The organism is Nocardioides sp. 1609 (assembly GCF_004522105.1).
In the GTDB taxonomy this organism is placed as follows: Bacteria; Actinomycetota; Actinomycetes; order Propionibacteriales; family Nocardioidaceae; genus Nocardioides.
Genome location: NZ_SPUJ01000007.1, coordinates 105,746 through 131,413, shown reverse-complemented (window position 1 = coordinate 131,413; position 25,668 = coordinate 105,746). Strand labels below are relative to the sequence as shown.

At 72.0% G+C, this 25,668-nt stretch carries 23 protein-coding genes; 18 read left to right on the top strand and 5 right to left on the bottom strand.

Annotated elements, in window-relative coordinates; all coding sequences use genetic code 11:
* Window positions 1–7 precede the first annotated feature (7 nt).
* Both E4623_RS19250 and E4623_RS19245 read right to left on the bottom strand, forming a co-directional pair.
* Entirely contained in the window at window positions 8–1,183 is a 1,176-nt protein-coding gene (locus E4623_RS19250) for an aminotransferase class I/II-fold pyridoxal phosphate-dependent enzyme (RefSeq protein ID WP_134768198.1), read from the bottom strand.
* Complete coding sequence (locus tag E4623_RS19245) at window positions 1,180–1,614, bottom strand: HIT domain-containing protein (protein WP_134768197.1); 435 nt, start codon at window positions 1,612–1,614, stop codon at window positions 1,180–1,182. The genes E4623_RS19250 and E4623_RS19245 overlap by 4 nt, the downstream gene beginning before the upstream one ends.
* Before the next feature lie 64 nt (window positions 1,615–1,678).
* Here E4623_RS19245 and E4623_RS19240 point away from each other — a divergent pair, with 64 nt between their 5' ends.
* From E4623_RS19240 to E4623_RS19210, 7 genes are all read left to right on the top strand, one after another.
* Window positions 1,679–2,848: a CaiB/BaiF CoA-transferase family protein gene (locus E4623_RS19240; protein WP_134768196.1), complete on the top strand. Its 1,170-nt coding sequence runs from the start codon at window positions 1,679–1,681 to the stop codon at window positions 2,846–2,848.
* A gap of 43 nt (window positions 2,849–2,891) precedes the next feature.
* Window positions 2,892–3,767 carry an ABC transporter substrate-binding protein gene (locus E4623_RS19235; protein ID WP_134768195.1) on the top strand — a complete coding sequence of 292 codons (876 nt, stop codon included), beginning with the start codon at window positions 2,892–2,894 and terminating at the stop codon, window positions 3,765–3,767.
* 22 nt (window positions 3,768–3,789) lie between these two features.
* Window positions 3,790–4,641, top strand: coding sequence for an amino acid ABC transporter permease (locus E4623_RS19230; RefSeq protein WP_134768194.1), 852 nt, complete (start codon window positions 3,790–3,792; stop codon window positions 4,639–4,641).
* Window positions 4,638–5,393, top strand: coding sequence for an amino acid ABC transporter ATP-binding protein (locus E4623_RS19225; RefSeq protein ID WP_134768193.1), 756 nt, complete (start codon window positions 4,638–4,640; stop codon window positions 5,391–5,393). Before E4623_RS19230 ends, E4623_RS19225 begins: the two co-directional genes overlap by 4 nt.
* A 148-nt stretch (window positions 5,394–5,541) precedes the next feature.
* Window positions 5,542–7,017 (top strand): NAD(P)/FAD-dependent oxidoreductase, encoded by a 1,476-nt coding sequence (locus E4623_RS19220; RefSeq protein ID WP_134768192.1) that lies wholly within the window; start codon window positions 5,542–5,544, stop codon window positions 7,015–7,017.
* 122 nt (window positions 7,018–7,139) lie between these two features.
* Window positions 7,140–7,334 carry a CsbD family protein gene (locus E4623_RS19215; RefSeq protein ID WP_134768191.1) on the top strand — a complete coding sequence of 65 codons (195 nt, stop codon included), beginning with the start codon at window positions 7,140–7,142 and terminating at the stop codon, window positions 7,332–7,334.
* Window positions 7,335–7,416: 82 nt separating this feature from the next.
* The gene (locus tag E4623_RS19210; protein ID WP_134768190.1) at window positions 7,417–8,106 is read left to right on the top strand and encodes a type II CAAX endopeptidase family protein; all 690 of its coding nucleotides are present in this window, start codon (window positions 7,417–7,419) and stop codon (window positions 8,104–8,106) included.
* Window positions 8,107–8,115: 9 nt separating this feature from the next.
* Here the strand turns inward: E4623_RS19210 and E4623_RS19205 are convergent, their stop codons facing one another.
* Window positions 8,116–8,997 carry an NAD(P)H-binding protein gene (locus tag E4623_RS19205; RefSeq protein ID WP_245155176.1) on the bottom strand — a complete coding sequence of 294 codons (882 nt, stop codon included), beginning with the start codon at window positions 8,995–8,997 and terminating at the stop codon, window positions 8,116–8,118.
* 199 nt (window positions 8,998–9,196) lie between these two features.
* Between E4623_RS19205 and E4623_RS19200 the strand changes: the two genes are divergently transcribed.
* Window positions 9,197–10,699 (top strand): DEAD/DEAH box helicase, encoded by a 1,503-nt coding sequence (locus E4623_RS19200; RefSeq protein ID WP_245155175.1) that lies wholly within the window; start codon window positions 9,197–9,199, stop codon window positions 10,697–10,699.
* Window positions 10,700–10,778: 79 nt separating this feature from the next.
* Here E4623_RS19200 and E4623_RS19195 read toward each other — a convergent pair whose 3' ends face one another.
* The gene (locus E4623_RS19195; RefSeq protein WP_245155174.1) at window positions 10,779–11,489 is read right to left on the bottom strand and encodes a MerR family transcriptional regulator; all 711 of its coding nucleotides are present in this window, start codon (window positions 11,487–11,489) and stop codon (window positions 10,779–10,781) included.
* A 125-nt stretch (window positions 11,490–11,614) separates the two neighbouring features.
* Between E4623_RS19195 and E4623_RS19190 the strand changes: the two genes are divergently transcribed.
* A complete protein-coding gene (locus E4623_RS19190) occupies window positions 11,615–12,826 on the top strand; it encodes an acetyl-CoA C-acetyltransferase (RefSeq protein WP_134768187.1) in 1,212 nt (403 codons plus the stop codon).
* A 108-nt stretch (window positions 12,827–12,934) separates the two neighbouring features.
* Window positions 12,935–15,145, top strand: a complete 2,211-nt coding sequence (locus E4623_RS19185) for a 3-hydroxyacyl-CoA dehydrogenase NAD-binding domain-containing protein (RefSeq protein WP_134768186.1) — start codon at window positions 12,935–12,937, stop codon at window positions 15,143–15,145.
* Between the two features lie 272 nt (window positions 15,146–15,417).
* Here E4623_RS19185 and E4623_RS19180 read toward each other — a convergent pair whose 3' ends face one another.
* Window positions 15,418–16,755, bottom strand: a complete 1,338-nt coding sequence (locus E4623_RS19180; protein WP_134768185.1) for an aminotransferase class I/II-fold pyridoxal phosphate-dependent enzyme — start codon at window positions 16,753–16,755, stop codon at window positions 15,418–15,420.
* A 153-nt stretch (window positions 16,756–16,908) separates the two neighbouring features.
* Between E4623_RS19180 and E4623_RS19175 the strand changes: the two genes are divergently transcribed.
* The 8 genes from E4623_RS19175 (at window position 16,909) to E4623_RS19140 (ending at window position 25,668) form a co-directional block, all read left to right on the top strand.
* On the top strand, window positions 16,909–17,757 hold the full coding sequence (locus tag E4623_RS19175; RefSeq protein WP_134768184.1) for a nitrilase-related carbon-nitrogen hydrolase: 849 nt from the start codon (window positions 16,909–16,911) through the stop codon (window positions 17,755–17,757).
* A gap of 10 nt (window positions 17,758–17,767) precedes the next feature.
* Complete coding sequence (gene hydA / locus E4623_RS19170) at window positions 17,768–19,207, top strand: dihydropyrimidinase (protein ID WP_134768183.1); 1,440 nt, start codon at window positions 17,768–17,770, stop codon at window positions 19,205–19,207.
* Window positions 19,208–19,270: 63 nt separating this feature from the next.
* Window positions 19,271–20,299, top strand: a complete 1,029-nt coding sequence (locus tag E4623_RS19165; RefSeq protein WP_134768182.1) for a TIGR03842 family LLM class F420-dependent oxidoreductase — start codon at window positions 19,271–19,273, stop codon at window positions 20,297–20,299.
* A 7-nt stretch (window positions 20,300–20,306) separates the two neighbouring features.
* Complete coding sequence (locus tag E4623_RS19160) at window positions 20,307–21,245, top strand: ABC transporter permease subunit (protein WP_134768181.1); 939 nt, start codon at window positions 20,307–20,309, stop codon at window positions 21,243–21,245.
* Complete coding sequence (locus E4623_RS19155) at window positions 21,242–22,165, top strand: ABC transporter ATP-binding protein (RefSeq protein ID WP_134768180.1); 924 nt, start codon at window positions 21,242–21,244, stop codon at window positions 22,163–22,165. Before E4623_RS19160 ends, E4623_RS19155 begins: the two co-directional genes overlap by 4 nt.
* Window positions 22,162–22,950 (top strand): ABC transporter permease subunit, encoded by a 789-nt coding sequence (locus tag E4623_RS19150; protein ID WP_134768179.1) that lies wholly within the window; start codon window positions 22,162–22,164, stop codon window positions 22,948–22,950. The genes E4623_RS19155 and E4623_RS19150 overlap by 4 nt, the downstream gene beginning before the upstream one ends.
* A gap of 65 nt (window positions 22,951–23,015) precedes the next feature.
* Window positions 23,016–24,173 (top strand): ABC transporter substrate-binding protein, encoded by a 1,158-nt coding sequence (locus E4623_RS19145; RefSeq protein ID WP_134768178.1) that lies wholly within the window; start codon window positions 23,016–23,018, stop codon window positions 24,171–24,173.
* Window positions 24,174–24,306: 133 nt separating this feature from the next.
* Window positions 24,307–25,668: an aspartate aminotransferase family protein gene (locus E4623_RS19140; protein ID WP_134768177.1), complete on the top strand. Its 1,362-nt coding sequence runs from the start codon at window positions 24,307–24,309 to the stop codon at window positions 25,666–25,668.

Here is a 25,668-nt window from a genome sequence, read left to right as displayed (position 1 = left end):
CGCCAGCCTAGGTGGCCGCGGGTGCCACCGCGGAGGCGAGGCGGCGGACGACCTCCGTCAGCCGCTCCACGCTGGTCGCGAAGTTGAGGCGGACGTGCCCGGTGAGCCCGGGGTGGTAGTCGTGCCCCGGCGCGAGCCGCACCCGCTTCCGCTCGAGCGCGACCGCGGCCGGGTCGTCGTGGCCGTAGGCGCGCAGGTCGATCCAGGCGAGGTACGTCGCCTCCACCGGCCGCATCCGGGCCAGCGGCAGGTGCTCGGCCAGGAGGACGACGAGCAGGTCGCGTTGCGCAGTGAGCCGGGTCCGCAGCGCGTCGAGCCACGCGTCTCCCTCGGTGTAGGCCGCGACCGAGGCCTCCACCCCGAGCACCGACCACGAGTCGTTGCGGGCCATCGGCGCCGAGGCGAGCGCGTCGTGCAGCCGGTCGGACGCCGTCACCAGCTGGGCGCACTTGAGGCCGGCGACGTTGAAGGCCTTGGACGCCGCCACGACCGCCACGGTGTGCTCGGCGGTGCCCTCGATCGCGAGGTAGGGCACGTGCTCGCGGCCGTCGAGCACGAGCGGGGCGTGGATCTCGTCGGAGACGACGAAACCGTCGTGGCGCAGGACGACGTCGCGCACCCCCTCGAGCTCGGCGCGCGTGAAGACCCGCCCCCACGGGTTGTGCGGCTGCGTGAGCAGCAGCGCGCGGGCGCCGTGCGCGAAGTGGTGGTCGAGGAGGTCGAGGTCGAGCTCCGCGCGCTCGGCGTCGGGGTCGACGGTGAGGTCGCGGGACTCGCGGCCGGTGATCGCGGCCATCGCGAGCTGCGGGCTGTAGCCGGGCACCGGCATCACGAGCGCGCCCGGACCCGCGGCGACGTCGAGGGCGAGCCGGACACCGGCGGTGACGTCGACCGTCGGCACGACCCGCTGCGGGTCGACGTCGTGCCCGAACTGGCGGGCCGCGAACCCGGCGTACGCCTCGCCGAGGGCCCCACCGGCGCCGGGACGCGGGTAGGAGGTCATCCCGGCGTCCACCGCCCGGTGCAGCGCGGCGGTGACCGGCTCGGCGACGGCGTAGTCCATCTCGGCCACCCAGGCCGGCAGCACGTCGGCCTCGACCTCGCCCCACTTGCACACCAGGGCGGCGCGCGCCTCGTCGTCGGTGAGGTCGCGGACCAGCCCGGTGTCGACGGTGCCGCTCATGCCCGGGCTCCGCGCAGACGCTCACCGACGGCGCCGATCCGGTCGGGGTCGCCGGGCGTGGGGACCCACGGCAGCGACAGGGCGTCGCGCGCGCCCGTCGGGTCGTCGTAGCGGGGGACGACGTGCAGGTGGAAGTGGAAGATCGTCTGCCAGGCGGCCGCGCCGCAGCAGTTGAGCAGGTTGACGCCGGCCGCCCCGAGCACCTCGACCGCCCGGCCGGCGAGCCGCTGCGCGGTGAGCGCGCAGGCCGCCAGGTCCTCGGGCGCGATCTCGAGCAGGTCGCGGCTGTGCGCCCGCGGGACGACGAGCAGGTGGCCCTCGGTGGCCGGGTTGACGTCCATGAACGACACCGTGCGCTCGTCCTCGTCGACCCGGGTCGAGGGGACCGTGCCGGCGACGATCCCGCAGAAGAGGCAGTCCTCGTGGCTCATGGCGACCACCGTAGGGCGCGGACGCTGACAGCGGTACTGGCAGCGTTGGTGGCAGGATCGCCGCATGGCCGACGAGACGACTGAGATCCAGCTGGGGCAGGGGACCGGGCCGCTGCGCGGCGTCAAGGTCGTCGAGATCGCGGGCATCGGGCCCGGTCCGCACGCGTGCATGATCCTGGCCGACCTCGGCGCCGACGTGATCCGCGTCGAGCGACCCGGCAGTCCCGGTCTCGGCGGTGGCGCCTCGATGCTGCTCAACCGCGGCCGCCCGAGCGTCGCGCTGGACCTGAAGAACCCGGACGCCGCGGCCGTCGTCCTGCGCCTCGTCGAGGACGCCGACCTCCTCGTCGAGGGCATGCGACCCGGTGTCACCGAGCGCCTCGGCCTCGGGCCCGAGGCGTGCCTGGCCGCCAACCCGCGCCTGGTCTACGGCCGGATGACCGGCTGGGGCCAGGAGGGCCCGCTCGCCCGGGCCGCCGGGCACGACATGAACTACGTCGCGATCACCGGCGCCCTGTTCGGGCTCGGCCAGGACCCGGCCCGCCCGCACTTCCCGGCCAACCTGGTCGGCGACTTCGGCGGCGGGTCGACGTACCTCGTCATCGGGCTGCTGGCCGCGCTGCTCGAGGCGCGGGTGTCGGGCCAGGGCCAGGTCGTGGACGCCGCGATCGTCGACGGCACCGCCCACCTCAACGCGATGACCAGTGCCTTCGCCAACGAGCCGCACTACCGGGAGGAGCGCGCCGCCAACCTGCTCGACGGCGGCGTGCCGTTCTACGACGTCTACGAGACCTCCGACGGCCGGCACATGAGCGTCGGCGCGCTCGAGCCGCAGTTCTTCGCCACCCTGGTGCGGCTCCTCGGCGTCGAGGGGTCCTGCCCGGGACAGGCCGACCTCGACCGCTACGACGAGATGCGGCGGGTCTTCACCGACACCTTCCTGCGCCGGACCCAGGCCGAGTGGATCGAGGTGTTCGAGGGCACCGACGCGTGCGTGGCCGGCATCATCCCGCTCAGCGAGGCCGCCCGGCACCCGCACCTCGCGGCCCGCGGCACCTTCGTCGAGCGCGACGGGCTCACCCAGCCGGCGCCCGCCCCGCGGTTCTCCCGCACCGGGCCGACGCTCACCACGCCGCCGTCCCTCCCCGGCCAGCACACCCGCGCGGCCCTCGCCGCGTGGGGCGTCGACGACGTCGACGGGCTCCTCGAGCGGGGCGTCGCCGTCCAGGTCTGAGGCCCCGGCGCCACCGGCGCGGCCGCGGCCCTACGATTTCGGCATGCACCGCCGCCTCGCCCACGCCGCGCTCCCCGTCCTGCTCACCCTCGCCGTCACCGCCTGCGCGCCCGCCGAGGACGACGACGCCGCCGCCGACGGCAGCGCCGGCACCGGCGACACGGCGTCCTGCGACGTCGCCGACCTGCCGCTGCTGTCCGACGGCACCCTGACGATCGGCACCGACTCCCCGGCCTACGAGCCGTGGTTCGCCGACAACGACCCGACCAACGGCAAGGGCTTCGAGTCCGCCGTGGCGTACGCCGTCGCCGACCGGCTCGGCTTCGCCGCCGACGACGTCACCTGGGTCACGGTGCCCTTCAACAACTCCTACGCGCCCGGTGAGAAGAAGTTCGACTTCGACATCAACCAGGTCTCGATCAGCCCCGAGCGGGCCCAGGCCGTCGACTTCTCCCGCGGCTACTACACCGCGAGCCAGGCCGTCATCGCGCTGGACGACTCGCCGGTCTCCGACGCGGCCAGCGTCGCCGACCTGGCCGACTACAAGCTCGGCGCGCAGACCGGCACCACGTCGCTGACCGCGATCCGCGACGTGATCCAGCCCGGCGAGGACCCGCTCGTCTTCGAGGACACCAACGCCGCCAAGCAGGCCCTGCTCAACGACCAGGTCGACGGGATCGTCGCCGACCTCCCGACCGCGCTCTACATCACCGCGGCCGAGATCCCCAAGGCGAAGATCGTCGGCCAGTTCCAGGTGGCCGAGGACCAGACCGAGCAGTTCGGCCTGCTCTTCGAGAAGGGCAGCGGCCTGGTCCCGTGCGTCGACGAGGCGCTCGACGCCCTCGAGGACGACGGCACCCTCGCCGAGCTCGAGCAGCAGTGGATCCCGGCCGCCACGGCCGTCCCCGAGCTCCCGTGAACCACGCCCCCGTGAGCCCCGCGTGACCCAGGCCTGGATCCCGAGCGAGCGCGAGCTCGACCGGCGCGACGTCCGCCGGCGCCAGCGACTGTTCTCGGTGCTCGTCGCGACGGTGACGACGCTCACCGTCTTCGGCCTGGTCGGCGCCGTCGTCCTGTCCTCGCCCGGCTGGCCGACGGTGCAGAAGACGTTCTTCGACTGGCACCACGCCAAGGAGTCCTTCCCCTCGGTCCGCGACGGGTTCTGGATCAACGTCAAGCTCTTCCTGATCTGCGAGCCGATCATCCTGGTGCTCGCGCTGGCCGTCGCCCTGGCGCGCAGCGCCCGCTCCGCGTGGCTGGTGCCGGTGCGGCTGGTGGCGGCCTTCTACACCGACGTCTTCCGGGGCATCCCGACGATCCTGCTCGTCGTCCTGCTCGCCTTCGGCATGCCCGCGCTCGGCCTGCAGGGCGTGCCGAACAGCGCCCTCTTCTGGGCCGGGGTCGCGCTCGTGCTGTCCTACGGCGCCTACGTCGCCGAGGTCTTCCGCTCCGGGATCGACTCCATCCACCCCTCCCAGGTGGCCAGCGCCGAGGCGCTCGCCCTGAGCCGCTCGCAGACGTTGCGCTTCGTCGTCGTCCCCCAGGCGGTGCGGCGGGTGCTGCCGCCGCTGCTCAACGACTTCGTCTCGCTGCAGAAGGACACCGCCCTGGTCGCGGCGGCCGGCATCTTCGACGCCGTCTTCGCCGCCCGCGACTACGGCAACTACAACTTCAACTACACCCCACTCGTCGTCGTCGCCTGCTTCTTCATCGTGATGACCGTGCCGCTGGCCCGGTTCACCGACTGGCTGCAGCGCCGGTACGCCGAGCGCGAGAGGGCCGGCGCCCGATGACCGACCTGACCGAGGACCGCCCGCTCCTCGAGGTGGAGGGCCTGCGCAAGTCCTACGGCGACCGACTGGTCCTCGACGACGTGTCGCTCACCGTCCAGCCCCACGACGTCGTCTGCCTGATCGGCTCGTCGGGGTCCGGCAAGTCGACCCTGCTGCGCTGCCTCAACCTGCTCGAGGACGTCGACGACGGCGTCATCCGCTTCGACGGCGGCGAGATCGCCGACCCGCGGGTCGACCCCCGCGTCGTGCGCCGCCGGATCGGGATGGTCTTCCAGGCCTACAACCTGTTCCCGCACCTGACCGTGCTCGACAACTGCGCCCTCGCGCCGCGCCGGGTGCACGGCGTACCGAGGGGCGAGGCGGAGCAGCGTGCCCGCGACCTGCTCGAGACCTTCGGCCTGGGCGAGCACGTCGAGAAGTACCCCGACCGCCTCTCCGGGGGCCAGCAGCAGCGCGTCGCCCTGGTGCGCGCGCTCTGCACCCGCCCGGACCTGCTGCTCCTCGACGAGATCACCGCCGCCCTCGACCCCGAGCTGGTCGGCGAGGTGCTCACGAACGTCCGCGCGCTCGCCGAGGCCGGGACCACGATGGTGCTGGCGACCCACGAGATGAGCTTCGCCCGCGACGTCGCGACCAAGGTCTGCTTCCTCCACCAGGGCCGCATCCTCGAGGAGGGCCCGCCCGCCCAGATCTTCAGCGACCCGCGCGAGGACCGCACCCGCCAGTTCCTCCGCCGCGTCCTCCCCGCCTGACCCGCCGAGTCGGCGCGGAGATCAAGTCGGATCGCGTCGAGTCGGCGTTCGTGCTCGACGCGAACGCCGACTCGGCGACGGGTGGCGTTGCTCACAGCCCACTGCTGAATATCTGTCAATAGCGGCGATTTCGGGCTACGGTCGGGCCATGAGCACTCCTGCCTCCCCTGGAAGCACCGCCGGCGCCGAGGTCGAGCACGTCGACGTCCTGATCGTCGGGGCCGGGCTGAGCGGCATCGGGGCGGCGTGCCAGGTGCGGGCCGGGCACCCCGGCCGCACGGTCACGGTCCTGGAGTCGCGGGCCGTCAGCGGCGGCACGTGGGACCTGTTCCGCTACCCCGGCGTCCGGTCCGACTCCGACATGTTCACCTTCGGCTACCAGTGGCGGCCGTGGCCCAGCGACACCGCGCTCGCCGACGGGGCGCTGATCCTCGACTACGTGCGCACCGTCGCGGAGGAGCGGGGCGTCGACAAGCTGATCCGCTACCGCTACCGCGTCACGTCGGCGGCGTGGAGCAGCGAGGCCGCCCGCTGGACCGTCGGGATCGAGCACGACGGCGCCGAGCTGACGATGACCTGCGACTTCCTGTGGGGTTGCACCGGCTACTACGACTACGACGAGGGCCACCGCCCGGTGTTCCCGGGCGAGGAGTCGTTCACCGGCCAGGTGGTCCACCCGCAGTTCTGGCCCGAGGACCTCGACCACGCCGGCAAGAACGTCGTCGTCATCGGCTCCGGGGCCACCGCGGTCACCCTGGTGCCGTCGATGGCCGACACCGCGGGCCACGTGACGATGCTGCAGCGGACGCCGACCTACATCCTCCCGCAGCCCGACCGCGACCCCCTCGCCGTCGCCCTGCGCCGCGTGCCGGAGAAGGTGCGCTACCCGATCGTGCGGTGGGCCAACGTGCTCAAGCTGGTCGGCAACTACCAGCTCTCGCAGCGCTTCCCCGACCAGGCGAAGAAGCTCGTGCGCCGCTTCACCGAGCCGCAGCTGCCGGCGGGGACGTCGTACGACGAGCACTTCCAGCCGCCGTACAACCCGTGGGACCAGCGCCTGTGCGTCGTCCCGAACGGCGACCTCTTCAAGGCGCTGCGGGCCGGCACCGCCTCGGTCGTCACCGACACCATCGAGACGTTCACGCCCACCGGCATCCGCACGACGTCCGGGCGCGACCTCGACGCCGACGTCATCGTGACCGCGACCGGCCTCAAGCTGAAGCTGTTCGGCGGCATCGACCTCACCGTCGACGGCGTGCCGTTCGTGCCGAGCGAGTCGATGTCCTACAAGGGCCTGATGCTCAGCGGCATCCCGAACTTCGTCTTCACCGTCGGCTACACGAACGCGTCCTGGACGCTCAAGGCCGACCTGGTCGGCGAGTACGTCGTCCGGCTGCTCTCGCACATGGACGAGCGCGGGCTGCGCACGGTGGTGCCGGTCCGCGACGAGCGCGTGGGGGAGCGGCCGTTCATGGACCTCGCGTCGGGCTACGTCCAGCGTGCCCTCGCCGGCCTGCCCAAGCAGGGCGACCGCGCCCCGTGGACGCTCAAGCAGAACTACCTCGTCGACCTCCGGGCGATCCGCCGTGGCGACGTCGACGACGGCGTCCTCTCGTTCGGCTGATCCCGGCGCTGCCGGCCCCGGCGGGCGAGCGTGCACCCGGGTCGGGCCCACCCCGGGTTCCGCGGGCACGCACGATCCCGAGGGGTGAAGCCCGGCCCTGGACGGCGTGGTTCCCTGGAGGTATGGGAATCGACGACAAGCTGGGCCACAAGACCGAAGAGCTCAAGGGCAAGGCCAAGGAGGGCACCGGTCGCGCGACCGGTGACGAGCGCCTGGAGGCCGAGGGCAAGGGCGACCAGTCCTCCTCGAAGGTCAAGCAGGGTGCCGACAAGCTCAAGGACGCCGCCAAGGACGTCAAGGACGGCCTGACCAAGTAGGTCGCCGCCACCACCTCACGATCATCCTCACCCCTCCTCGCTACCGTGACGCGTCCGTAGCCGGGGAGGGGTGAGTGCTGTGGTGAGGCAGTGGATCGAGCGGTCGCTGTGGGACGTCGTCCCGCGCGACCACCGCGACGAGCCCGCGGCGCTGCGCCGCCGCCAGCTGGTGACCTGCGGCTTCGTGCTGCTCGGCGCCATCGTGCTCGGCACCCTCCTGCGGCTCGAGCAGGGCAGCGCGATGTTCGTGGTGATGTCCTTCGTGCTCGCCGGCGTGTGGACCGTGGGCGCCTTCGCGTCCGGACCCCTCCACCTCGGCCGGATCGCGGCCAAGGACATGGAGGTGCGCCCGATCGTCCAGCCGCTGCTCATCGGGGCCGCGCTGGCCGGGATCTTCATCGTCGGGGCGCTCATCGTCCGCGAGATCGGCCCGCTCGCCGACCAGATCCGCAACGTGCTCGGCTTCGCCAGCGAGGGCTACCTGCCGGTGCTGGTGGTCGTCACGGCCGTCAACGGCGTGGCGGAGGAGCTGTTCTTCCGCGGGGCGGCCTACGCCGCGATCACCCGGCACCCGGTCGCGTGGACGACGCTCGCCTACACGATCGCGACCGCCGCGACCGGCAACGTGATGCTCGCCTTCGCCGCCATCCTGCTCGGCCTCATCGTCGGGCTCCAGCGGCGGGCCTCCGGCGGCATCCTGGCGCCGATCCTGACCCACTGCACCTGGTCGCTGACGATGCTCTTCGCGCTGCCCGCGATCTTCGGCGTCTGAAGCGCCGGGTCAGCTCTCCTCGAGCGCGCGGCGCACCGACTCCTGGTAGCCGATCGACCGGCCCGGCACGATCTCGTCGATGGCGTGCTCGGTGACGATCACCTCGGTCGACATCGAGTCGATGAGGTTCTTCGCGGTTGTGGTGTCGACGTCGGTGACGAAGGCGATCCAGTGCGAGCTGAGCGACGGCGTCAGCACCGGCACGGTGACGATCGGCAGGCGTCGGCCCAGGATCACCTCGGCGGCCTGCTGCATCATCTCGAGGTAGGTCAGCTGCTCGGGGCCGCCGATCTCGAGCACCCGGCCGGCGGCGGCCTCGTTGTCGATGACGCCGTCGAGGTAGCGGACGACGTCGTCGATCGCGATCGGCTGGGTCTTGGTGCTGACCCACTTCGGGACCACCATCGCGGGCAGGTTCTTGACCAGCTGGCGGGTGATCTCCCACGAGATGCCGCCGGCGCCGACGACGATCGCGGCGCGCAGCACCGTGACCGGGACGCCGCCCTCGGCCAGCTTGCCCTCCACCTCGCGGCGCGAGCGCAGGTGCGGCGACAGGTCGTCGTCGTCCTCGCCGAGCCCGCCGAGGTAGACGATCTGGCGGACGCCGCACTCGGCGGCCACCCTCCCGAAGGTCGCCGCGGCCTCGGCGTCCTTGCGCTCGAAGTCCTTGTCGTCGAGGGAGTGCACGAGGTAGACCGCGACGTCGGCGCCGGCCAGGGCCTGCGTCAACGAGTCGGCGTCGTGGACGTCGCCCCCGACGGGTTCGCCCGGGCCGTCGTACTTCTCGGGGCGGCGGGTCATCGCGCGCACCGTGAGGCCGCGATTGACGAGGACGGGGACGAGGCGGCGTCCGACGAAGCCGGTGGCGCCGGTGACGAGGACGGTGGGCACTCTCACACCCTAGAGAGGTCCAGGGATGTGCGGGTTCACCCCACCAGCCACTAGAGTTGTCCTCAGCAGCCCGTCAAGTCTTGCCTCGGGCTCCCGCGCAGGACCGTCCGGCTTCGAGCCGTGGACCGGCGCCCCTCCTCGTGAGGCACATGCTTCTCCATCCCGCCGCCGGCGGGACAGCTTGGTGAGACACACCAACGTGAGTGATCTTTCTGTGACCCAGATCCACCAGTCCTCTTTCGCTGCCCTCAAGGTGCCGGCCGACCTCGTCGCCGTGCTCAACGCGCAGGGCATCACCATCCCCACCCCGATCCAGGCCGCGACCCTGCCCGACTCGCTCGCCGGTCGCGACGTCCTCGGCCGGGGCCGCACCGGCTCCGGCAAGACCTACGCGTTCCTGCTGCCCGTGGTGGCGCGCCTCGTCGCGTCGAACCGCGCAGCCGCGCCGGGCAAGCCCCGCGCGCTGATCCTCGCCCCGACCCGCGAGCTCGTCGGCCAGATCCACGAGGCCCTCAAGCCCCTGGCCGCGACCAACGGCCTCTCGACGATGACCATCTTCGGCGGCGTCGGCCAGAACCCGCAGGTGCAGAACCTGCGCCGCGGCGCCGACATCGTGCTCGCCTGCCCCGGCCGGCTCGAGGACCTCATCGGCCAGGGCCACTGCAACCTCGGCAACATCGAGGTCACCGTGCTCGACGAGGCCGACCACATGGCCGACCTCGGCTTCCTGCCCGCCGTCCGTCGCATCCTGGAGCGGACGCCGAGCAACGGCCAGCGCCTGCTCTTCTCCGCCACGCTCGACAACGCGATCGACGTCCTGGTGAAGAAGTTCCTGCACTCGCCCGTCGTCCACGAGGCCGACTCGGCGCAGTCGCCGGTCTCCAAGATGGACCACCACGTGCTGCACATCGGCCGCGAGAGCCGGATCCCGGTGCTCGTCGACCTCGCCTCGGCCCCCGGCCGCACGGTCGTCTTCACCCGCACCAAGCACGGTGCGAAGGCGCTGGCGCGTCAGCTCAACAAGAGCGGCGTCCCGTCGGTCGACCTGCACGGCAACCTGAGCCAGAACGCCCGCACCCGCAACATGGAGGCGTTCCACTCCGGCCAGGCCACGACGCTGGTCGCGACCGACATCGCCGCCCGCGGCATCCACGTCGACGACGTCGCGCTGGTCGTCCACGCCGACCCGCCCACCGAGCACAAGGCCTACCTGCACCGCTCGGGCCGCACCGCCCGCGCCGGTGCCGCCGGCACCGTCGTCACCCTGATGACCGACGAGCAGGTCCGCGACGTCCGCCAGCTCACCCGCGCCGCCGGCATCAAGCCGACGACGACCAAGGTGACCGGCGCCTCGCACCCGATGCTCGCCACGCTCGCCCCCGGCGAGCGGGTCCTCGTGCCCGGCGGCCTGACCCTCGACGTCCCGACGTCCTCCCCGCAGCGCTCCTCCAAGCCGAAGGCCTCGGGTGCCGGCAACGGCGGCGGGGGCAACGGCGGGGGTCGCGGTCGCGGTCGCTCGGGCGGCGGTCGCTCCGGCGGCCCGGCGGCCGCGGGCGCCGGCAGCAAGCCGGCCGGCTCCTCGAACCGCAACCGTCGCCGCTCCGGCGGCCCGTCGACCGGTTCCTCGACCGGTTCCTCGTCCGGCTCCGCCGGGCGATCGTCCGGCGGTCACTCCGCCGCGTCGTTCTCGTCCCACCGCTGATCCGTCGACCCGTCACCCATGGGTGACGGGTCGATCACGATCCGCCGCCGACCCGTCACCCATAGGTGACGGGTCGGCGTCATTTCCGGGTCCGGGTGCGGGTGGCGGTGCGGGCCGCCTTCGCCACGGCGGTCTCGTACGCCGTCACCAGGCCGCCGACGGAGAGCGGCTTCAGGCTCTCCATGACCTCCTGGAACCGCTCGGACTCGTCGGCGCCGTACAGCGGGGCGAGCTGCTCGGTGATGACCTGGTGCAGCTCCTCGGCCATCTGCCGCCCGTGGGACTGGTAGACGTCGCGGGCTGCCTCGGCGACCGCGCGGGGGAAGCCCAGCTCGAGCAGCTGGACGCCGATGCCCAGCTGCGTGCGCGCGACCAGGAACCGCTCGGCGCGGACCCGGACGATGCCGAGCGCGACCAGCGTGGCGACGTCCTCCTCGGAGAGGTCGCGCCCGGCGCGCTGCTCCAGCTCGGAGCGCTCCATGTCGACCGGGAGGTCGGACTGCCAGGGCGCGAGCATGGTGCGGGCCAGCGCGATGTCCTCCGGCTCGGCGTCCTCGGGGAGCGCGGAGACGTAGCGCTCGATCGCCGAGAGCGTGAAGCCGTGGGCCTGGAGCTCCAGGACGAGCTCGATCCGGGCGACGTGCTCGCCGGAGTAGTAGCCCGAGCGTCCGCGCCGGATCGGCGGCGGCACCAGGCCGCGCGAGGTGTAGAACCGGACGTTGCGCACGGTGAGACCCACCCGCGAGCAGAGCTCGTCGAGGGTCATCAGGCCGTCCAGCGGCGCTTCCACGCGACGTGACCCCTCTCACTCGGTGGTCTGGTGACCACTCCTTGACGATACTGACAGTATTGGTGTCACAATCGTGACAGCGCAACACCGCGGCACCACATCACCTCGAACGACAAGGACGGGTCATGGCAGAAGCATTCGTGTACGACCACCTGCGCACTCCGCGCGGCAAGGGCAAGGCGGCCGGCTCCCTCCACGAGGTGAAGCCGATCGACCTGATCGTCGGCCTCCTCGAGGAGGTCCGCACCCGCAACCCCGGCCTCGACCCGACGCGCGTCGACGACGTCGTCCTCGGCGTCGTCTCGCCGCTCGGCGAGCAGGGCGGCGACATCGCCAAGACCGCGGCGCTGGCCGCCGGCTACCCCGAGACCGTCGCCGGCGTGCAGCTGAACCGCTTCTGCGCCTCCGGCCTCGAGGCCGTCAACCAGGCCGCCGCCCGCATCCGCGGCGGCATGGAGGACCTGATCCTCGCCGGCGGCGTCGAGTCGATGAGCAACGTCCCGATGGGCTCGGACGGCGGCGCGTGGGCCCAGGACCCGGCCACCGCGCTGACCACCGGCTTCGTCCCGCAGGGCATCGGCGCCGACCTGATCGCCACGATCGAGGGCTGGAGCCGCGACGACGTCGACACCTACGCCGCCGAGTCGCACCACCGCGCCGCGAAGGCCTGGGCCAACGGCTACTTCACCGACGCCGTCGTGCCGGTGCGCGACCGCAGCGGCCTGGTCATCCTCGACCACGACGAGACCGTCCGTCCCGACACCAGCCCCGAGGGCCTGGCCGGGCTGCGGCCGAGCTTCGCGCAGATCGGGGCCGACGCCGGCTTCGACGACGTCGCGCTCGAGAAGTACCACTGGGTCGAGAAGATCAACCACGTCCACCACGCCGGCAACTCCTCGGGCATCGTCGACGGCGCCGCGCTGATGGCGATCGGCACCGAGGAGATCGGCGTCCAGCTCGGCCTGACCCCGCGCGCCCGCATCGTGTCGATGGCCGTCAGCGGCGCCGACCCGACGATCATGCTCACCGGTCCCGCGCCCGCCGCCCGCAAGGCGCTCGGCAAGGCCGGGCTCGAGGCGAAGGACATCGACCTCTGGGAGATCAACGAGGCGTTCGCCGCCGTCGCGATGCGCTTCATGCGCGACATGGGCATCTCGCACGAGGTCACCAACGTCAACGGCGGCGCGATCGCCATGGGTCACCCGCTCGGCGCGACCGGCGCGATGATCCTCGGCACCCTGATCGACGAGCTCGTCCGGCGCGACCAGAAGCGCGGCCTCGCCACGCTCTGCGTCGGCGGCGGGATGGGCATCGCGACGGTAGTCGAGATCGTCTGAGGCTCACCGCTGGTCGAGCCGGGCGAGCGCCAGCGCGCCCGAGTCGAGACCTCTCAGCCGATCCGCCCAGCGCAACCCGACGACGTACGCACGAGACAGGAACCACGCATGACCACCAGTACTGACCAGCAGACCGCCGTCCGCTACGACCGTGACGCCGACGGCATCGTCACCCTCACCCTCGACGACCCCCACCAGTCGGCGAACACCATGAACCAGCTCTACGTCGACTCCATGAAGGCGGCCGTCGACCGCCTCGAGTCCGAGCTGGCCGCCGACGAGTCGAGCATCAGCGGCGTGATCGTCGCCAGCGCGAAGAAGACCTTCTTCGCCGGCGGTGACCTGCGCGACATGACCCGGGCGACCAAGGACGACGCCGCGAGCGTGTTCGCGACGTCCGAGAGCGTCAAGCGCGACCTGCGTCGCCTCGAGCGCCTCCCGAAGCCGGTCGTCGCGGCGATCAACGGCGCCGCGCTCGGCGGCGGCCTCGAGATCACCCTCGCGTGCAACCACCGGATCGCCGTCGACGGTCCGAAGGTGGTCCTCGGCCTGCCCGAGGTCAGCCTCGGCCTGCTCCCCGGCGGCGGCGGAGTGACCCGCATCGTGCGGATGCTCGGCCTCCAGGACGGGCTGATGAACGTGCTGCTCGAGGGCAAGCAGTTCAAGCCCCGGGCCGCGCTCGAGGTCGGCATCATCGACGAGGTCGTCGCGAGCCAGGACGAGCTCCTCCCGGCTGCGAAGGTGTGGCTGAAGGCCAACCCCGACGCCGCCCAGAACCCGTGGGACGCGCCCGGCTACAAGATGCCCGGCGGCAACCCGAAGTCTCCGGCGCTGGCGGCGTTCCTGCCGGCGTTCCCCGCCCTGCTGCGCAAGCAGACCAAGGGTGCCGTGTACCCCGCCGCCCGCGCGATCCTCAGCGCCGCCGTCGAGGGCGCCAGTCGCGACTTCGACACCGCCAGCCGGATCGAGTCGCGCTACCTGACGAACCTCGTCGTCAACCAGGGCTCGAAGAACATGATCCAGGCGTTCTTCTTCGACCTGCAGGCGATCAACTCCGGCAAGCTCCGTCCACAGGGCGTCGCGCCGTGGAAGGCGACCAAGGTCGGCGTCCTCGGTGCCGGGATGATGGGTGCCGGCATCGCCTACTCCTGCGCCCGCGCCGGCATGGAGGTCGTCCTCAAGGACGTCTCCGACGAGAACGCCGCGAAGGGCAAGGCGTACTCGGAGAAGCTGCTCGACAAGGCCATCGCCAAGGGCCGCTCGACCGAGGAGCAGAAGGCCGAGCTGCTGGCCCGGATCACCGCGACCGGTGACCCGGCCGCGCTGGCCGGCTGCGACCTGGTCATCGAGGCCGTCTTCGAGGACCCCGCGCTGAAGGCCCGGGTGTTCGCCGAGGTCGCCGAGCACGTCGACGCGGACGCGCTGCTCTGCTCCAACACGAGCACGCTGCCGATCACCGAGCTCGCCGAGGGCGTCGACCGTCCGGCCGACTTCATCGGGCTGCACTTCTTCAGCCCGGTCGACAAGATGCCGCTGGTCGAGATCATCAAGGGCGAGAAGACCTCCGAGGTGGCGCTGGCGAAGGCCTACGACGTCGTCCAGCAGATCCGCAAGACGCCGATCGTGGTCAACGACAGCCGCGGCTTCTACACCTCCCGCGTCATCGGCTTCATGGTCAACGAGGGCATGGCGATGCTCGCCGAGGGCGCGCACCCGTGGAGCATCGAGCGGGCCACCACCCAGGCGGGCTACCCGGCCCCGGTCCTGCAGCTCTCCGACGAGCTCAACCTCGAGCTGATGGCCAAGATCGGCAAGGCCACCCGCGAGGCCACCGAGCGCGACGGCGGCACCCACGTCGAGCACCCGGGCACCGTCGTCGTCGCGAAGATGCTGGACGCCGGCCGCGCCGGACGGCTGCGCGGCGCCGGGTTCTACGACTACGACGAGTCCGGCAGGCGGACCTCCGTCTGGTCGGGCCTGGCCGAGCTGTTCCCGGTCTCGGAGACGCAGATCCCGTTCCAGGACATGAAGGACCGGATGATGTTCGCCGAGGCGCTCGAGACCGCCAAGTGCTTCGAGGAGGGCGTCATCGAGTCCGCGGCCGCCGCCAACATCGGCTCGATCATGGGCATCGGCTTCCCGCCGATGACCGGTGGTGCGGCGCAGTTCATGACCGGCTACGAGGGTGCCGACGGCGAGATCGGTCTCGCGGCGTTCGTCCGCCGGGCCGACGAGCTCGCCGCCACCTACGGCGACCGGTTCGCTCCCACCCCGTGGCTGCGCAACCTCGCCGAGACCGGCGGTTCGTTCCCCGCCTGACCCGTCGTCCGACCCCGCTCCGCCCGCTTCACCCTCTCCACCGCGCCGACCCGTCACCTATAGGTGACGGGTCGGCGTCGTCTCGTGGGTGACCCGTCGCCGATAGGTGACGGGTCAGCGTGGTTTCGTGGGTGACCCGTCGCCGATAGGTGACGGGTCAGCGTGGTTTCGTGGGTGACCCGTCGCCCATGGGTGACGGGTCAGCGCGCGGGCGGGTCGACCGGTGGCTCGAGGTCGACACTCATGGCGGGGATGGTGCCACGCGTCGCGGGTCAGCGGGCGCGGGAGGCGGCGGCCAGGTGGGCGGCGACGTCGGCGGCGTCGTCGGGGGTGACCAGGCCGGTGGTGACGCGCACGTGGCCGGGCGGGGTGGCGTCGTGGTCGGTGGCCAGGAACGCCGAGCCGGCCGCGACGCGGATGCCGGCGGCGGCGAGGTGGACGGCGGCGGCGCGCTCGTCGGCGACGGGCAGCCACAGGTTGATGCCGTCGGGCGGGACGACGTCGAGGCCGTGCCCCGCGAGGGCCTCGGCGATCGCGTGCTGGCGGCCGAAGTACTGGCGGCGGGCCTCGGCGACCTCGTCCATCGACCGCGACGAGGTGAGCAGGTCGAGCAGGATCGTCTGGAGCATGCGCGAGGTCCACGACGGGCCGAGCATCCGGCGCGCGACGATCCGGTCGACCAGGTGCGCCGGGCCGCCGAGCGCCGCGATGCGCAGGTCGGGTCCGTGGGACTTGGAGTAGGACCGCACGTGCACCACCCGGGTCGGAAGCCAGGTGCCGAGCGAGACGTCGGGCGAGGTCGAGATGGCACCGGAGTGGTCGTCCTCGACGATCCACGGGGCGTCGTCGCCCCGCTTGCGGAGCACCCCGGCGAGGGCGCGGGCCCGGGCCGGCGTCATCGCGCCCCCGGTGGGGTTGTGCGCCCGCGACTGCAGGACGACGGCGACCGGCTGCCTCGCGAGGGCCTGCTGCAGCGCGTCGACCCGCACCCCGGACCCGTCGAGCGCGACCGGGACGACCTCGGCGCCGAGCGCCTCGACGAGGTCGAAGAACGGCGGGAAGCCGGGCGACTCCAGCACCACGCGGTCGCCGTAGGAGACGACCTGCTCGAGGGTGCGGGCCACGCCGTCGGTGGCGCCGTCGACCACGGTGATCGCCTCGGCGACGTAGGGCCAGGTCGGCGCGAGCGCCGCGCGCAGCGCCGGGAGGACCGGCTCGTCGTGGTAGGCCAGCGTCGCGGCGCGGGCCGAGACCCGGCTGAGCGCCGGGCCGAGCGAGGGGAGCAGCAGCGGGTCTGGCGTGCCCCGCGACAGGTCGAGCCGCAACCCGTCGGGACCGGCGCCGACGAGCCCGCGCACCCGCGGGCTGAGCCAGGCGGTCGGGGCGTCGCTGACGTAGGTGCCGGCGCGTCCGCGCGAGACGACCAGGCCGGTACGACGCAGCGCCTGCCACGCCGCGCTGACCGTCGCCGGCGAGACACCGAGGTCGGCGGCGACGTCGCGGACGGTCGGCATCCGGTCTCCCGGAGCCAGCTCGCCGGCCCGGACGGCGCGGCTGACGGCGCCGGCGATCGCCTGGGGAGTCCGCCCGTCCAGTTCGGAGAAGTCCACGCCAGATCCTTGACACGAGCGTAACGATCGCGAAATGTTCAGGCACCAGGATAACAGTTCCGGGCCGCCGACCGAGCTCGCGAGGTCGCGGACCGGACCTCCAGATCCCCATCCACCGATGCGTAGCGATGCGCCCAGCCCGCGGAGGACCCGTTGACGATCGTGAAGGCCGCCATCAGCCAGACCACCTGGACCGGCGACAAGGAGTCCATGCTCGACAAGCACGAGCAGTTCTCGCGCGACGCCGCCGCGCAGGGCGCGCAGGTCATCAGCTACCAGGAGCTCTTCTACGGGCCCTACTTCGGCATCACCCAGGACCAGAAGTACTACCGCTACGCCGAGCCGGCCGACGGCCCGATCGTGCAGCGCTTCGCGGCGCTGGCCAAGGAGCTCGGCATGGTGCACGTGCTCCCGATCTACGAGGAGCAGCAGACCGGGGTCTACTACAACACCGCGGTCGTCGTCGACGCCGACGGCACGGTCCTCGGCAAGTACCGCAAGCACCACATCCCGCACCTCGACAAGTTCTGGGAGAAGTTCTACTTCCGTCCCGGCAACCTGGGCTACCCGGTCTTCGAGACCGCGGTCGGCAAGGTCGGCACCTACATCTGCTACGACCGGCACTTCCCCGAGGGCTGGCGCGAGCTGGGCCTGAACGGCGCCCACATCGTCTTCAACCCCAACGCGACCAAGCCCGGCCTCTCCAACCGGCTGTGGGAGGTCGAGGGGCCGTGCGCCGCCGTCGCCAACGGCTACTTCGTGCTGCAGCCCAACCGGGTCGGCCTCGAGGACAACGAGTACGGCGACGAGGCGGTCGACTTCTACGGCACCAGCCAGGTCATCGACCCGCGCGGCAACTTCGTCGGCGAGCGCGGCTCGTCGGAGGGCGAGGAGCTGCTGGTCCGCGACCTCGACATGGACCTGGTGCTGCAGATGCGCGACGACTGGCAGTTCTACCGCGACCGTCGTCCCGACTCCTACACCCACATCGCCCAGGCCTGAGGAGCAACGAGTGAGCACGCTCCTCATCACCGGCGGCACCGTCGTCAGCTCCACCGGCCGCTCGCGCGCCGACGTCCTCGTCGACGGCGAGCGGATCGTCGCCGTCCTCGAGCCCGGGTCGACCCTGCTCGGCACCGACCTGACGGCGAGTGTCGACCGGGTCGTCGACGCGACCGGGAAGTACGTCATCCCGGGCGGCATCGACGCCCACACCCACATGCAGCTGCCGTTCGGCGGCACCGAGGCCAGCGACACCTTCGAGTCCGGCACCACCGCCGCGGCGTGGGGCGGCACGACGAGCATCATCGACTTCGCCGTCCAGAAGACAGGCGAGGCGGTCGAGACCGGCCTCGAGGCCTGGCACGAGAAGGCGCGCGGCAACTGCGCGGTCGACTACGGCTTCCACCAGATCATCGGCGGCGTCGACGAGCAGTCGCTGAAGGCGATGGAGACCCTGCTCGACGAGGGCATCAGCAGCTACAAGCTGTTCATGGCCTACCCCGGCGTCTTCTACTCCGACGACGCCCAGATCCTCAAGGCCATGCAGAAGGCCGCCGAGCTGGGCCTGCTCACGATGATGCACGCCGAGAATGGCCCGGCGATCGACGTCCTGGCCCAGCAGCTCCACGACCAGGGCAAGACCACGCCGTACTTCCACGGCATCGCCCGCGCCTGGCAGATGGAGGAGGAGGCCACGCACCGCGCGATCATGCTGGCCGACCTCACCGAGTCGCCCCTGTACGTCGTCCACGTGAGCGCCAAGCAGGCCGTCGACCAGATCGCGGCGGCCCGCGACCGGGGCCGGAACGTGTTCGGCGAGACCTGCCCGCAGTACCTCTACCTCTCGCTCGAGGAGCAGCTCGGCGCCACCGGGGACCCGGCTTGGGGCGAGTTCGAGGGCGCCAAGTGGGTCTGCTCGACGCCGCTGCGCTCGCGGGCGGAGGGCCACCAGGACGCGATGTGGCAGGGCCTGCGCACCAACGACCTGCAGATGGTCTCCACCGACCACTGCCCGTTCTGCATGAAGGACCAGAAGGAGCTCGGCCGGGGCGACTTCCGCGCGATCCCCAACGGCATCGGGTCGGTCGAGCACCGCCTCGACCTGATGTACCAGGGCGTCGTCACCGGCGAGATCACCCTCGAGCGGTGGGTCGAGCTCACCTCGACCACGCCGGCGCGGATGTTCGGCCTCCACGGCACCAAGGGCGTGATCGCCCCCGGCGCGGACGCCGACATCGTCGTCTACGACCCCGCCGGCCACACCTCCATCGGGGTCGGGAAGACCCACCACATGAACATGGACCACAGTGCCTGGGAGGGCTACGAGGTCGACGGTCACGTCGACGTCGTCGTCAGCCGCGGCTCGGTCCTCGTGTCCGACGGCGAGTTCCACGGCCGCGCCGGGCACGGGCGCTACCTCAAGCGCGGCCTCACCCAGTACCTCGTCTAGGTCTCGGCCCGCGGTGACTGCGTCCCTGCGGCTCGACCAACGGAGAATCTCAAGGAGCTTTCAATGGACTTCGGCGTCGTCCTGCAGACCAACCCGCCCGCGTGGCGCACCGTCGGCCTCGCCAAGCTGGCCGAGGAGCACGGGTTCGACTACGTGTGGACCTTCGACTCGCACCTGCTGTGGCAGGAGCCGTACGTGATCTACTCGGCGATCCTCGCCGAGACCAACCGGGTGGTCGTCGGCCCGATGGTCACCAACCCGGCCACCCGCGACTGGACCGTGACGGCGTCGGTCTTCGCGACCCTCAACGAGATGTACGGCAACCGGACCGTCTGCGGCATCGGCCGCGGCGACTCGGCGGTGCGGGTGCTCAACGGCAAGCCGACCACCCTCAAGGACGTCCGCGAGGCCACCCACGTGATCCGCGAGCTGGCGAACTGCCGCTCGGTCGAGGTCAACGGCACCACCCTGCAGTTCCCGTGGGCCCGGTCCTCCGAGCTCGAGGTGTGGATCGCGGCGTACGGACCGCTGGCGCTCAAGACCACCGGCGAGGTGGGTGACGGCTTCATCCTGCAGCTGGCCGACGTCGACATCGCGAAGTGGATGATCGGCGCGGTGCGCAAGGCCGCCGCGGACGCCGGCCGCGACCCCGACGCGATCACGTTCTGCGTCGCGGCGCCGGCCTACGTCGGCGCGGACACCCCGGAGGCACTGGCGCACATGCGCGAGCAGTGCCGCTGGTTCGGCGGCATGGTCGGCAACCACGTCGCCGACATCGTCGCCAAGTACGGCGACACCGGCGACGTCCCGCAGGCGCTCACCGACTACATCAAGGGCCGCGAGGGCTACGACTACAACTCGCACGGCAAGGCCGGCAACGACCACGTCGACTTCGTGCCCGACGAGATCGTCGACCGGTTCTGCCTGCTCGGCACCGCCGAGGACCACATCGCCAAGCTCGAGGAGCTGAAGGCGATCGGCGTCGACCAGTTCGCGGTCTACCTCCAGCACGACAACAAGGAGGAGACCCTGCGCCAGTACGGCGAGACCATCATCCCGGCCCTGCGCGAGCACGTGACGGCGAAGGCCTGACGGCCCCATGTCGAGTACTGCTCAGACCACCGCCGCGCCCGGGCTCGTCAGCGCCCGGCCGCGGCTGGTGAGCGGCGCCTGGCCGGTGCTGCGCTCGGCCCTGCTCGGCGTCCTCGGGCTGGTCGCCGCCGCCGGGGTGTGGGAGGCCTACAAGGCGCTCGCGCCCGAGGACGGCGTCCTGGTCGGCGAGAACCGCGTGCTGCCGCGCACCACCGACCTCTCGATGCCGCACGTGTGGGACATGTTCCAGCGCCTCGGCGAGCCGGTGACCAGCATGCAGGGCGCCGAGCCGCTGTGGCAGGTCGTCGGCGACGCCGTCGTGGTCTCCCTCAAGGTGGCCGCGGCCGGGTGGCTGGTCGGCACGGTGGTCGGCCTGCTGCTCGCGCTGCTGATGTCGAGCCTGCGGGTGGTCGAGTGGGGGCTGCTGCCCTGGATCGTGCTCAGCCAGACCGTGCCCCTCATCGCCTTCGCGCCGATGGTCCGCAGCTGGGGCTCGCGCATCGAGATCGGCGGCTGGGAGTGGGCGCCGTGGATGTCGGTGGCGCTGATCGCCAGCTACCTGGCGTTCTTCCCGGTCGCGGTCGGGGCGCTGCGCGGCCTGCAGGCCTCCGACCGGATCCACACCGAGCTGATGCACACCTACGACGCCGGCTGGTGGGCGACGCTGCGTCGGGTGCGCGCGCCGGCCGCCGTCCCCTACCTGCTGCCGGCGCTGCGCCTCGGTGCCGCCGGCGCCGTCGTGGGCACCGTCGTGGCCGAGGTCTCGATCGTCTACCCCGACGGCATCGGCCGGATGCTCGTCCAGTACGCCGGCCAGGCCTCCGGTGATCCCGAGAAGGCGTGGGCGCCGATCTTCGGTGCCGTCGTCCTCGGCCTGGTGGCCGCCGGCTTCGTGGCGCTGCTCGGGCTGCTGCTGCGCAACTACCGACGTGGAGAGGCTTCATGAACACCCCGGACCCCCAGCCCGCACCCACCCTCGCCAAGGACGGCGGCGAGGACCCCGCGGCGAGCGCGCCCGCGTCGACGACGGGCTCCACCCCGGCCTCGGCCGCGGCGCCGTTCGGCACCGTGGACGCCGTCCGCGTCACCGGCGTGACGAAGGCCTTCGGCACCCGCAAGAACCAGGTGACCGCGCTCTCCGAGGTCGACCTGACGGTCCGGGCGGGCGAGTTCGTCGCGCTCATCGGTCCCTCCGGCTGCGGCAAGTCGACGCTGATGCGGCTGGTCGCCGACCTGGAGCAGCCCAGCGGCGGCACCGTCGAGGTGTTCGGCAAGACCGCCACCCAGGCCCGCAAGGACCAGGACTACGGCATCGCCTTCCAGCAGGCCGGGCTGCTGCCGTGGCGCTCGGTCGCCGGCAACATCGCGCTGCCCCTCGAGCTGCACGGTGCGTCCCGCTCCGAGCGCAAGCAGCGGGTCGCCGAGCTGGTCGAGATGGTCGGTCTCGCCGACTTCGCCAAGTCCCGGCCCGACCAGCTCTCCGGCGGAATGCAGCAGCGGGTCGCGATCGCCCGGTCCCTGGCCGAGCGGCCCCGGCTGCTGCTGATGGACGAGCCGTTCGGTGCGCTCGACGAGATGACCCGTGAGCGGATGCAGGCCGAGCTGGCCCGGATCTCGGTCGAGACGGGCGCGGCGGTCGTCTTCGTGACCCACTCCATCCCGGAGGCGGTCTTCCTCGCCGACCGGGTCGTGGTGATGTCGGCGCGGCCGGGCCGGATCACCGAGGAGGTCCTCACCGGGATCGGCCGCGACGTCGTCCGCGACCAGCGGCTGCGCGAGGACCCGGCGTTCTTCGCCAAGGTCACCGAGGTGCGCGAGGCGCTGCACGGCGCCCCGGTCGCCTCGAGCGGCGCGGAGGAGCGGTGACCTCGCCCACGACGCCGGCGGCGCACGTCGTCCGGGTCGTCGCCCCCCTCGTGGTGGGGGCGCTGATCGTGGGGCTGTGGCAGTTCCTGGTGTCGGTCGTCGAGGTCTCCCCGTACCTGCTGCCGGGCCCGCAGGAGATCTGGGGCGAGCTGCAGGACAACTCCGCCGCGGTCCGCGAGGCGTTCTGGATCACCGGGCGCAACGCGCTGATCGGCCTGGTGTTCGGCACCGTCGTCGGGATCGTGCTGGCCGGCCTGGCCGCCTGGGCGCGGGTCGTCGACGGCATGCTGGCCTTCGCGGTGGCCGCCCTCGCCGTCGTCCCGATCGTGGCGCTGGCGCCGGTGCTCAACTCGATGTACGGCGCCGACAGCGAGTACGGCCGCCGCGCCATCGCGGCCATCGCGGCCTTCGTGCCCGTCTACGTCAACACCGTGCGCGGCCTGCGGCAGACCACGCCGCAGCACCGCGACCTGATGCACTCCTACTCGGCGTCCGGGTGGCAGACCTTCCGCTCGCTGACCCTGCCGTCGGCGGCGCCGTTCGTCATCACCGGGATCCGCGTCGCCAGCTCGCTCGCCGTCATCTCCGCCCTGGTCGCCGAGTACTTCGGGGGCCCGCGCGGCGGGCTCGGCAGCTTCATCTCCACCTCCGCCGCCACCAGCGCGTACGCCCGGGCCTGGGCCTACGTCGTGGCGGCCATCGTGCTCGGACTGGTCGCGTACGTCGCCACCGTGCTGCTCGAACGTCTCGTGCAGTGGCGCCTGCCGACCGGAGGCGCCCGCTGAGGCGCCACCACCGCCTCGCAGCGTCGCGTGGCGGGACCGCTCACCGCTTGTCGAAAGGAACACTCATGTTGAAGACGATGCGCCGCAACCTCGCGGTCGCGGCGACGCTGGTGGCGGCCTCGGCCATGCTCACCGCCTGTGGAGGAGACGACGGGGACGGAGGCGACGACGGCGGCGGCGGGGGTGGCGGCGGCGGCACGACCGAGGTCACCCTGCAGCTGCAGTGGCTGCCGCAGGCCCAGTTCGCCGGCTACTACGCCGCCGTCGAGCAGGGCTTCTTCGCCGACGAGGGCCTCGACGTGACGATCGTGCCGTCCGGCGGCGACATCGTGCCGCAGGACGCTCTCGCCGCCGGCGACGCCGACTACGCGATCGCCTGGGTGCCGAAGGTGCTCGGCTCGATCGAGCAGGGCGCCAACCTGACCAACGTCGCCCAGATCTTCCAGCGCTCCGGCACCCTCCAGGTCTCGATGGCCGACTCCGGCATCGAGTCGGTGGCCGACTTCGAGGGCAAGAAGATCGGCTCGTGGGGCTTCGGCAACGAGTGGGAGATCTTCGCCGCCATGGCGGCCGAGGGCCTCGACTCGGAGTCCGTCGAGATCGTCACGCAGGACTTCAACATGAACGCCTTCCTGCAGGGCGACATCGACGCCGCCCAGGCGATGACCTACAACGAGTACGCCCAGCTGCTCGAGACGCCGAACCCCGACACCGGTGAGCTCTACACCGCCGACGACTTCAACGTCATCAGCTACGAGGACACCGAGGGCGCCATGCTCCAGGACGCCATCTGGGCCGACACCGAGCGGCTCGAGAGCGACGAGGAGTACGCCGACACCACGGTGAAGTTCCTCAAGGCCGTCATCAAGGGCTGGGCCTACGCCCGCGACAACGTCGAGAGCGCCGCGGAGACCACCATCGCGGCCGGGTCGAGCTGGGGCCCCACCCACGAGCTGTGGATGGCCAACGAGACCAACAAGCTGATCTGGCCGGCCGACGCCGGCATCGGCGTCATCGACGAGGCCGCCTGGGACCAGACCGTCGCGGGTGCGCTCGCCGCGGTCAACGAGCAGGGCCAGAACCTGATCACCGCCGAGCCGCCGGCCACGGCGTACGACAACACCTACGTCGAGCAGGCGATCGAGGAGCTCGGCGACGAGGTCGACACCACCGGTGCCGACTACACCCCGATCGAGGTCACGCCCACCGAGGGCGGGAGCTGAGCCGACGCGGCAGCCGCGGTGGGCCCGGCCCCGGCCGGGCCCACCGCGCACCACCCTCCCGACCCGACCCCGCAACGACCCGGCACGACCCGGCACCACCCCCGACGACCCCCGACCAGGAGAACCGACGACGATGACGGCGACCCAGCACCCCACGACCGCTCCCGGCGAGGGCGCGGACCTCGACGCCCGTACCAAGACCCTCGACAGGAGCCACGTCTTCCACTCCTGGTCGGCGCAGGGCGCCCTCGACCCGATGGTCGTGGCCGGTGGCCTCGGCTGCCACGTCTGGGACCACGCGGGCAACCGCTACCTCGACTTCTCCAGCCAGCTGGTCAACGTCAACATCGGCCACCAGCACCCCAAGGTGGTCGCGGCGATCCAGGCGCAGGCGGCCCAGCTCGCGACGATCGCCCCGGCGACCGCCAACCTCACCCGCGGCGAGGCCGCCCGCCGGATCACCGACCGGGCGCCCGAGGGCCTGAACAAGGTCTTCTTCACCAACGGCGGCGCCGACGCCAACGAGAACGCCGTCCGGATGGCGCGCCTGCACACCGGCCGCGACAAGGTCATCTCGACCTACCGCTCCTACCACGGCAACACCGGCGCGGCCGTCGTCGCGACGGGCGACTGGCGCCGGGTGCCCAACGAGTACGCCCGCGGCCACGTCCACGTCTTCGGCCCCTACCTCTACCGCAGCGAGTTCTGGGCGACCACGCCCGAGGAGGAGAGCGAGCGCGCGCTCCAGCACCTGCGCCGGGTCGTCGAGAGCGAGGGGGCGTCGTCCGTGGCCGCCGTCCTGCTCGAGACCATCCCCGGCACCGCGGGGATCATGGTGCCGCCGCCGGGCTACCTCGCCGGCGTCCGCGAGCTCTGCGACAAGCACGGCATCGTGATGATCCTCGACGAGGTGATGGCCGGGTTCGGTCGCTCGGGGGAGTGGTTCGCGCTCGACGCGTTCTCCGAGCTCGACGGCCACGGGCCCGACCTGATCACCTTCGCCAAGGGCGTCAACTCCGGCTACGTGCCGGTCGGCGGCGTCCTCATCAGCGACGCGATCGCCGCCGACTTCGACGAGACCGTCTTCCCGGGCGGGCTGACCTACTCGGGCCACCCGCTCGCCGCCGCCTCGATCATCGGCGCCCTCGACGCCATGGAGGAGGAGGGCATCGTCGCGAACGCCCGGCGGATCGGCGCCGAGGCGATCGGACCCGGCCTGGCCGAGCTCGCCGAGAAGCACCCGGTGGTGGGCGAGGTCCGCGGGCTCGGGGTCTTCTGGGCCGTCGAGCTGGTCGCCGACCGCGACAGCCGGGCCCCGGTCCCGCCGGCCCTGATCGGCCTGGCCAAGAAGGAGTGCATGGCCCGCGGGCTGCTGCCCTTCGCCGCCGACAACCGCCTCCACGTGGTGCCACCGTGCGTGGTCACCGACGACGAGGTCGCCGAGGCCATGGCGGTCTACGACGACGTCCTCACCATCCTCGACCGCGAGATCTGA